At 70.4% G+C, this 7,474-nt stretch carries 7 protein-coding genes; 1 reads left to right on the top strand and 6 read right to left on the bottom strand.

From position 1 onward, the window contains the following. The 4 genes from HR086_RS42895 to pgeF all read right to left on the bottom strand — a co-directional run. The coding region (locus HR086_RS42895; protein ID WP_174468523.1) for a DNA-processing protein DprA at positions 1-474 on the bottom strand (474 nt) is incomplete at its 3' end. A gap of 135 nt (positions 475-609) precedes the next feature. Next, positions 610-1,830 carry a LysM peptidoglycan-binding domain-containing protein gene (locus HR086_RS42890; RefSeq protein WP_174455214.1) on the bottom strand — a complete coding sequence of 407 codons (1,221 nt, stop codon included), beginning with the start codon at positions 1,828-1,830 and terminating at the stop codon, positions 610-612. Between the two features lie 26 nt (positions 1,831-1,856). Beyond that, positions 1,857-2,744 (bottom strand): tetratricopeptide repeat protein, encoded by an 888-nt coding sequence (locus HR086_RS42885; protein ID WP_174462354.1) that lies wholly within the window; start codon positions 2,742-2,744, stop codon positions 1,857-1,859. Between the two features lie 79 nt (positions 2,745-2,823). Continuing rightward, positions 2,824-3,585, bottom strand: coding sequence for a peptidoglycan editing factor PgeF (pgeF, locus tag HR086_RS42880; protein ID WP_174455213.1), 762 nt, complete (start codon positions 3,583-3,585; stop codon positions 2,824-2,826). 192 nt (positions 3,586-3,777) lie between these two features. On the opposite strand from pgeF, the gene HR086_RS42875 reads away from it, so the two are divergent. After that, complete coding sequence (locus HR086_RS42875; RefSeq protein WP_174455212.1) at positions 3,778-5,703, top strand: diguanylate cyclase; 1,926 nt, start codon at positions 3,778-3,780, stop codon at positions 5,701-5,703. Between the two features lie 17 nt (positions 5,704-5,720). Here the strand turns inward: HR086_RS42875 and HR086_RS42870 are convergent, their stop codons facing one another. Both HR086_RS42870 and HR086_RS42865 read right to left on the bottom strand, forming a co-directional pair. Continuing rightward, positions 5,721-6,314 carry an SGNH/GDSL hydrolase family protein gene (locus HR086_RS42870; RefSeq protein WP_174455211.1) on the bottom strand — a complete coding sequence of 198 codons (594 nt, stop codon included), beginning with the start codon at positions 6,312-6,314 and terminating at the stop codon, positions 5,721-5,723. Between the two features lie 13 nt (positions 6,315-6,327). Beyond that, a partial coding sequence (locus HR086_RS42865) for a trypsin-like peptidase domain-containing protein (protein WP_174468522.1) occupies positions 6,328-7,474 on the bottom strand: 1,147 nt, incomplete at its 5' end.

Raw genomic sequence — 7,474 nt, 5'->3', positions numbered from 1 at the left:
ACCCGACACCACCCCCACCCCACCCTCGGCCACCTGACGGGCGAAGGCACGGGCAAAAGGCAGGAAACCCTGATCCGGATGTCGGCTGCCCACCATGGCCACCCGCCTGCGCGGCGGCCCGGGCTGGCCCCGGTGGAACAGCAGGGGCGGCGCGTCCTCCACCTGCTTGAGACGCTCCGGATAGGTCCGCTGTTCGGCGAACGCCACCCGCATGCCTCCTGCGTGACACGCCTCCTGCAACCGCTCCGCGACGACGGGGAGCCGCTCCAGGGTCGCCAGCCGACGACGAACTTGTGGGGAAACCGGCGCTTCGGACACCCAGTCTCCTACCGGAGTCGCGGCCAGGGGAGCGAGACGACCGTCGGCGAATGCGCGCAAGGCGGCCAGCGTCCTCGGCCCCAGGCCGGGAACGGCCCAGAGCGCCAGGCATGCCTGCTGTTCCGCCGTGAGGCTGTCCGTCTCAGCGTCCGCCATACCCAACCCCCCTCCATTCCCACCTATATAGAAGATGGGTCCGCAGGGAGGGGCGCGACACATAAACACCGGACCGCCACCGGTCAAGCACTCAACCCCTCCTGGACGGGAGGGGATGCACTTTTCCTGCCGGAATCAGCGGCTGGCGGTGGGGGCGGGGCTGACGCGCATGTACGCGCGGTCGCCGGTGTTGATCTCCTCGGTGGAGCGCATCATCAGGCAGTTGTTGGTGCGCTCCTTCACCTCGGTGACCATGCACGTGCCGATGTTCTCCCACGGCAGCGCCTTGTCGGACGCGGGCGGCGGGGGGAGCTCCGGCTTGCCCAGCACCTGCCGGGACGGGTCGCCCTGGCGGAGGATGAGGAAGGTGTTGCCCAGCTGGACGCCATCCGCGCTGCCCTTGTCCAGCACCACGGTGTTGTGCTCGCCGAGCAGCGACAGGTACGGCACCAGCGCCGTCACGACGGTGGCGTTGAGTTCCTTCGTGTTGGGCCGGGGGGCGACGCGCTCGCTGAGCTTCTCGCCGTAGGGGCCCACCAGGTCGCCACGCTCGATGCCGTCCCAGGTGTCGACGATCTGCGCGGTGACGACGCCCTTGTCCACGCGCACCACGCGCAGCGTGCCCACGAAGTCCGTCAGGAAGCCCAGCTCCTTGCCCGAGCGCGGGTGCTTCACTTTCTGCGTGGTGTGGAAGACGACGTAGCGGTCACCGACCTTGGCGTCGGCCTTGCGCTTGAAGCGCACGTAGACGTTGTCCGGGAAGGCCAGCATCAGCGCGCCGTTCGGGGAGCCCTCGATGCGGCCCGCCTCCTCCAGCTCACGGGCGGTGACGAAGCCCTGCGTCGTCACCGGCCGCGACGAGGACACGTCGTAGCCAATCTTGCCCGACACCGAGACCATGTCCCCGCCGGACAGCTCCGTGGGGGCGGCCACGTCGACGGTGTCGTCGCCGGTCTCCACGCGCTGGGGCACTTCCTCGCCCCCGCCGAAGAAGCTCACCTGGTTGCCCGGGTAGATCCAATGCGGGTTGGCGATCTCCGGGTTGTAGGACCAGACCTTCGGCCAGTACCAGGGGCTGCCCAGGTAGCGCGAGGACAGGTCCCACAGCGTGTCACCGGACTCGACGGTGTGGACCACGCCGGGGGCGCTGTCACGGCCCTTGGCCGCGCCGGGCGGCAGCGTCACGTTGGTGCCGGAGGGGCGCTCGGGCGCCTCGTCCATGACCTCCGCGCCTTCCGTCTCACCGCCGGCCTCGGTGTCCTCCGGGTCGCTGCCCTCCTGCTGCTGCGCGAATGCGCTCCAGGCGGGGGCGACGGCGAGGCTCAACATCAGCGAGGTGAGGATCCGGGTGCGCATCGCACGACATCCTTTCGAAGAAGACTTCACTGCGGGAGGGCGGCGAGCCGCTGCTCCGCCTGCGTGGCGGCGGCCGTCCCCGGAAACTGGGTGACGACGCGCGTGTAGAGAGCCCGGGCATCCGCGGCCTGGTTGAGCCGCATCCGGCACTCGGCGAGCCGGAGCATGCCGTCCAGCATGGCGTCCCCGGCGGGATAGGTGGCGATCAGCCGCTCGAACGACTTCGCGGCGTCCTTGAACTCGTTGAGCCCCATCTGCCCCAGCCCGCTGAAGTACAGCGCGTTGTCCGCGCGCGGGTGGCGGGGGTTCTCCTCGGAGAAGCGGCGCAGGCGCTGCACGCCCCCCTCCACGTTGCCGGTGCGCAGGAGCGACACCGACTTCTCGTAGTCGGCCTCGAGCACATCCGGGTCCGGCTGGTCCGCGGGGTCATCCTCCCGCGTGGTCACCATGGTGGCCCCACCCGTCGACGCCAGGGTGGTGCCACCCGAGGCGGACCCAGGCGTGCCGTCCGGCACCGAGCTGATGAACATCTCCACCTGCTCGGACTCGGGCTCCACCACCGCCACCTGCGTGGACAGCTTGGGCGCGGGCTCGAAGCGCGGCTTGAGCTTCACCACCGCCAGGTCCGGGGTCGACGTCAGCGCCCCACCCTGCTCCAGCGCGGTGACTCGCACGGGAACCGTGGAGGACTGCTTCGCCGCGGGGGCACCAGGGTCCCGCGCGCGGTCGACGGCGGCATGCGCCTCCAGGCGCTCCAGCCGGTCCACCAGGCGCGTCTGCGACTCGCGCAGCGTGCGCAGCTCCGCCTGCAGCGCCGCGACCTCCGCCTGGGAGGCGGCGGTGGTGGCACAAGCACACAGCGCGCACAGCGGCGCTGCGGCGAGCAAGCGGAAGATGGCGGAGCGCTCGAGCACGGGCCTCGACGGATGAAAGTCCCTCCGAGGATAGGAAGGCACGTCGGAGAGCGTCAAGAAAACGGCCGGCGCTCCCCGCCTAGAACCTGTTTACCACCAGGTTGAGGTGGCGTCCGGTACGCCCCGCGTCACGCCGGTGGGAGAAGAACCGCGAGGGCTCGCACGCGGTACAGGCCTGTAGCACGTCCACATGGGCCGCCCGCAGCCCCGCACCCAGCAACGTCAGCCGCACCGCCCGTGACAGGTCCAACCGGATGCGCCCGCCCTCCTCCGCCACGACTTCCGAGCCGAAGCGCGTCGTGAAGCGCTGCCCCAGCTCCGCCGAGACTTCGTAGCAACAGCGCTGAATCGCGGGCCCCACCGCCGCCAGCAGCCGCTCTGGCCGAGCCCCCCGCGCCACCAGCGCCTCCACCGCGCGAGCGCTGATGTCCGCGTCCGTCCCACGCCACCCCGAGTGCACCGCCGCCACACGCCGTCCGTCCGGGTCCACCAGCAACACCGGTACGCAGTCCGCCGTGCCCACGGCCACCCACGTTTCGGGCACTTCGGTCCAAAGCCCGTCCGCCTCGCCCTCGGGAGGCCGCAGCGTGTCGCCCCCCTCCTCCACCCGGGCCTCCAGCACCCGGTCCCCGTGCACCTGGGAGACACGCGACAGCGCGCCCAGCGGAGCACCGGCCGCCGTGGCCAGCCTGCGCAGGTTCTCCTCCACCTTCGCCCGGTCATCTCCCGTGGAGAACCCCAGGTTGAGCGAGGCGAAGGGCCCCTCGGACACACCGCCCGCGCGAGTCGCGAAGCCGTGCGGAACGGGAAGCAACGAGGACGTGAGCAACTCGGTCGCCATGAGGTGGCCCTTCTAACCGTCACGCCCGCCCCGACGCACGCGGACGTCGACGTGCGCCAACCGGATGCGCCAACGGAATGATAAAATTCCCGTGCAAGTACGTTTGACAGTCCGCGTCAGCCCATTGACAATTCCGCGGACTCTTCGTGAAACGAGTTGAATCCTTTCGAACGAAGTGACGCGAACGCGCGCATGCCCTTGGGTCCCGACACCGTAGGCCGGAAGCTCCTCTGGAGCATCGCTCTGCCGGGGTTGGTGGTGGCGTTGCTGGGCGTGGGCCACTTCTGGCGCGAGGCGCGGGTGGCGGTGCAGGACGCCACGCAGGTGGAGTCCCTCGCACTCGCGGAGTTCGTCGCCTCGACGTTCATGTTGCCGCAGGGGCCCGGTGCGCCCGCGCATGGCGCGGTGGCGGAGGTGCTCCACTCGGACACGCGGTTGTTCCGCTCGGTGGCGGACGTGCGTGTGCTGACGCCAGACGGACGTGTGCGCTGGTCTCGCGAGCCGTCCGAGGTCGGCTCGGTGCACCCGGAGGCCTCGCGGCTCACCCGCCCCGGGCCGGAGACGGCGCGCTCGGCGGACGATGTCACGGAGGTGGTGCGGCCCCTGGGCGGTCCGGAGTGCGGGAGCTGTCACTCGCGCGGGGAGGTTCCGGGCGCCAGTGTCCTGCAGATGCGGATGACGGAGCCCGCGCTGCATCAGCAACTGACGAAGGTGTTCGGTGGCGCGCTGGGGTCCATGGCGGTGTTCGCCATCCTGCTCGCGCTCGTCATCGCGTTGTCGCTGCACTTCAACCTCACGCGTCCGCTGCGTCGGCTGAGCGCGGCCATGGGGCGCGCGGAGGCGGGAGATCTGCTGGTGCGCGCGGACGTGCGCGGCACGGATGAAATCGCGCGCCTGGGCGCCGCCTTCAACCAGATGCTGGCGCGACTCACCGCGATGAAGGCGGAGGAGATCGACACCCACCGCGACCTGGAGCTGGTGAAGGAGAAGCTCGCGCTCAAGGACGAGTTGGAAGACCGGCTTCGCGAGCTGTCGCTGCTGTTCGACGTGACGCGCTCCCTCAACGCCACGCTGGAGCTGGACGAGCTGCTGGAGGCCGTCACCCGGCTGGTGGTGGAGCGCCTCCAGATTCCGGAGTTCTCCATCATGCTCGTCAGTCCGGAGGGCGCGCTGGAGGTGAAGCAGGCGTGGCCGGAGGGCCGTGGCTCGGAGGGGCTCACCTTCTCCGTGGGCGAAGGCGCCTGCGGCCGCGCGGCCCAGACGCACAAGGCGGTGTACCTGCCGGACGTCGCGGACCACTCCAGCATCTTCGCGCGGCGCGGACTGGTGACGGACGCCATGCTCACCGGCGCGCTGCTCGCGGTGCCCATGGTGCACGCGGGCACGCTCATGGGCGTGGTGAACTTCCAGCGTCCGCTCATCGCCAGCTTCTCGGCGGGGGAAATCGAGCTGCTCACCGCGGTGGCGGACATCGCGGCGGCCGCCGTGAAGAACGCCCAGCTGCACGCGGAGACGGTGAAGCTCACCATGACGGACCCGCTGACGGGGGTGCCCAACCGGCGTCACCTCTTCCAGCGCATGGAGCTGGAGCTGGCGCGAGCGCAGCGCTTCGGCACGCCGCTGGCGCTGCTCATGGTGGACGTGGATCACTTCAAGCGCCTCAACGACCTGGCCGGCCACCGGGCGGGAGACGAGACGCTCCGCCGCGTCTGCGACATCCTCCGCTCGCGCGTGCGCAAGGTCGACACGCTGGCGCGCTACGGCGGCGAGGAGTTCGTCATTCTCCTCCCCCATTCCACCAAGCAGGACGCGGTGGATGTGGCGGAGAAGCTGCGTCGCGCGGTGGCGGAGACCATCGTGCTCAACCAGCCCGGCCTCCCGGGCGGCCACGTCACCGTGTCCGTGGGCGTGTCCCACTTCCCCAGCGACGCCAACACGCAGGAGGGGCTCGTCGACAGCGCGGACGCGGCCCTCTATTGCAGCAAGCGCACGGGCCGCAACCGCACGACGCCGTTCGAGATGGGCATGGAGATCCACCCCGGTCGCGAGCGAGGCCCCCACGCGCCTCCGACCGAGCCGACCGCCAGCGCTCCTCCCGGCGGCGTGGCCAAGGCGTAGCGCGCGGCCCCGCTGCCTCAGCGGGACACGAGCGTGCGCACCGTGGGCAGCATCAGGTCCGCCCACTCCTCGTAGCCTTCCTCGGAGGGGTGGAAGCCATCCCCGGAGAAGAAGTGCGGCGAGCGGGGAAACATCTCCCGACTCGCCGAATACATGTCCACCAGGTGCAGCCCCTCCGTGCGCGCCACCTGGGCGATGGCGGCGTTGAAGGGCTCGATGCGCCCTTCGTAGAGGGCACTGGGCACCAGCTTCGCGACGGGTGCCATCGCCATGTCCGCGATGTTCACCAGCACCAGGGGGGCACCCGTCTGCTTCAGACGCCGGGCGATGCGCTCCAACTCCTCCTGGAAGTCCTCCACCGCCGTGCCGCGCCAGAGGTCATTGGTCCCCACCCCCAGCGTCACCAGCGTGGGTTGCGCGGCCACCGTGGCCTTGAGCTGCCCGGTGAAGACGTCGCGGACGCGCGCCCCGCTGACGCCCAGGTTGGTGAGCCCCACTGACAGCCCCTCTCGGCGCAGCCGTGAGGCGAGGCGCTCGGGATAGCCCCCGCCGCGCGGCGCGCCCACGCCCACCGCGGTGCTGTCTCCGAGCGCGACGTAGTTGACGCTCATGTCCGCCGCTCCACTACGGCATGCGCAGGGCGCGGAGCATGCGACTGCCTCCCGGGGCCGCCACGCGCAGGAGCAGCGTGCTGCCGGCGGGCGCCGCGCGAATCGCCTTGGCCAGGTCGTCCGCGCTGTTCACCGGCTTGCGGTTGGCCTCCACCACCACCATGCCCGGCTCGAGCTGCGCGCGGTCCGCCGGAGAGCCCGGCACCACGTCGGTGATGAGGGCGCCCTGGCGCTCATTGAAGCCCGCCTGCTGCGCGGTGCGCGCATCCAGGTTCTGGAGGCTGACGCCCACGCGGCGCGAGCTCTCCTGCGAGTCGTCGCCCTGCGGCTTGCGCGAAGTCACACCCTCCAGATCGGGCCGCGTGCCAAGAATCACCTTCACGTCCTGCTTCTTGCCTTCACGGAACACCGTCAGCGTGGAGGTGCTGCCCGGGCGCTTGAGCGCCACGGTGCGAGTGAGCTGGCCGCTGGACGTCACCGGCTGCCCATCGATAGCGGTGACGACGTCGTCGGACTTCAGGCCCGCCTTCGCCGCCGGAGAGGCAGGATTCACCTGCGTGAGGATGGCGCCCTCCGTCACTGGCAGCTTGAGCGCGCTCGACAAGTCCCGCGTCAGGTCCTGGATGCCCACGCCCAGCCACGCGCGCGTGACGGAGCCTTCCTTCTCCAGTTGGGGCACCAGCGCCGTGACGAGGTTGCTGGGCACCGCGAAGCCGATGCCCGTGCCGCCGCCGACGATGGCGGTGTTGATGCCGACGACCTCACCTCGCATGTTGAACAACGGGCCGCCCGAGTTGCCCGGGTTGATGGCCGCGTCGGTCTGGAGGAACTCGTCGTAGGGCCCCGCGCCGATATCGCGTGCTCGCGCGGAGACGATGCCCAGGCTGACGCTGGAAGCCAGTCCGAAGGGATTGCCGATGGCGACGACCCAGTCGCCCACGCGCAGCGCGTCGGAGTTGCCCAGCTTCACCGTGGGCAGCCCCTCCACCTTGTCCTTGATCTTCACCACCGCGACGTCGGTGAGCGGGTCCCTGCCCACGACGACCGCGGAGAACGAGCGCCCGTCATCCAATCGCACGGTGATGGACACCGCGTCCTCCACCACATGGTTGTTGGTGAGCACGATGCCCGTCGGCTCGATGATGAAGCCGGAGCCCGCG

Origin of the sequence: Myxococcus sp. CA039A (assembly GCF_013336645.1) — a bacterium.
Classification (GTDB): Bacteria; Myxococcota; Myxococcia; order Myxococcales; family Myxococcaceae; genus Myxococcus; species Myxococcus llanfairpwllgwyngyllgogerychwyrndrobwllllantysiliogogogochensis.
This window is presented reverse-complemented; position numbering and strand designations above follow the sequence as displayed.

Excerpts from the sequence above, each read along its gene's own strand:
- HR086_RS42890 (WP_174455214.1), bottom strand. The coding sequence starts at position 1,830 with ATGCGCACCCGGATCCTCACCTCGCTGATGTTGAGCCTCGCCGTCGCC.
- pgeF (WP_174455213.1), bottom strand. The coding sequence starts at position 3,585 with ATGGCGACCGAGTTGCTCACGTCCTCGTTGCTTCCCGTTCCGCACGGC.
- HR086_RS42875 (WP_174455212.1), top strand. The coding sequence starts at position 3,778 with ATGCCCTTGGGTCCCGACACCGTAGGCCGGAAGCTCCTCTGGAGCATC.
- HR086_RS42870 (WP_174455211.1), bottom strand. The coding sequence starts at position 6,314 with ATGAGCGTCAACTACGTCGCGCTCGGAGACAGCACCGCGGTGGGCGTG.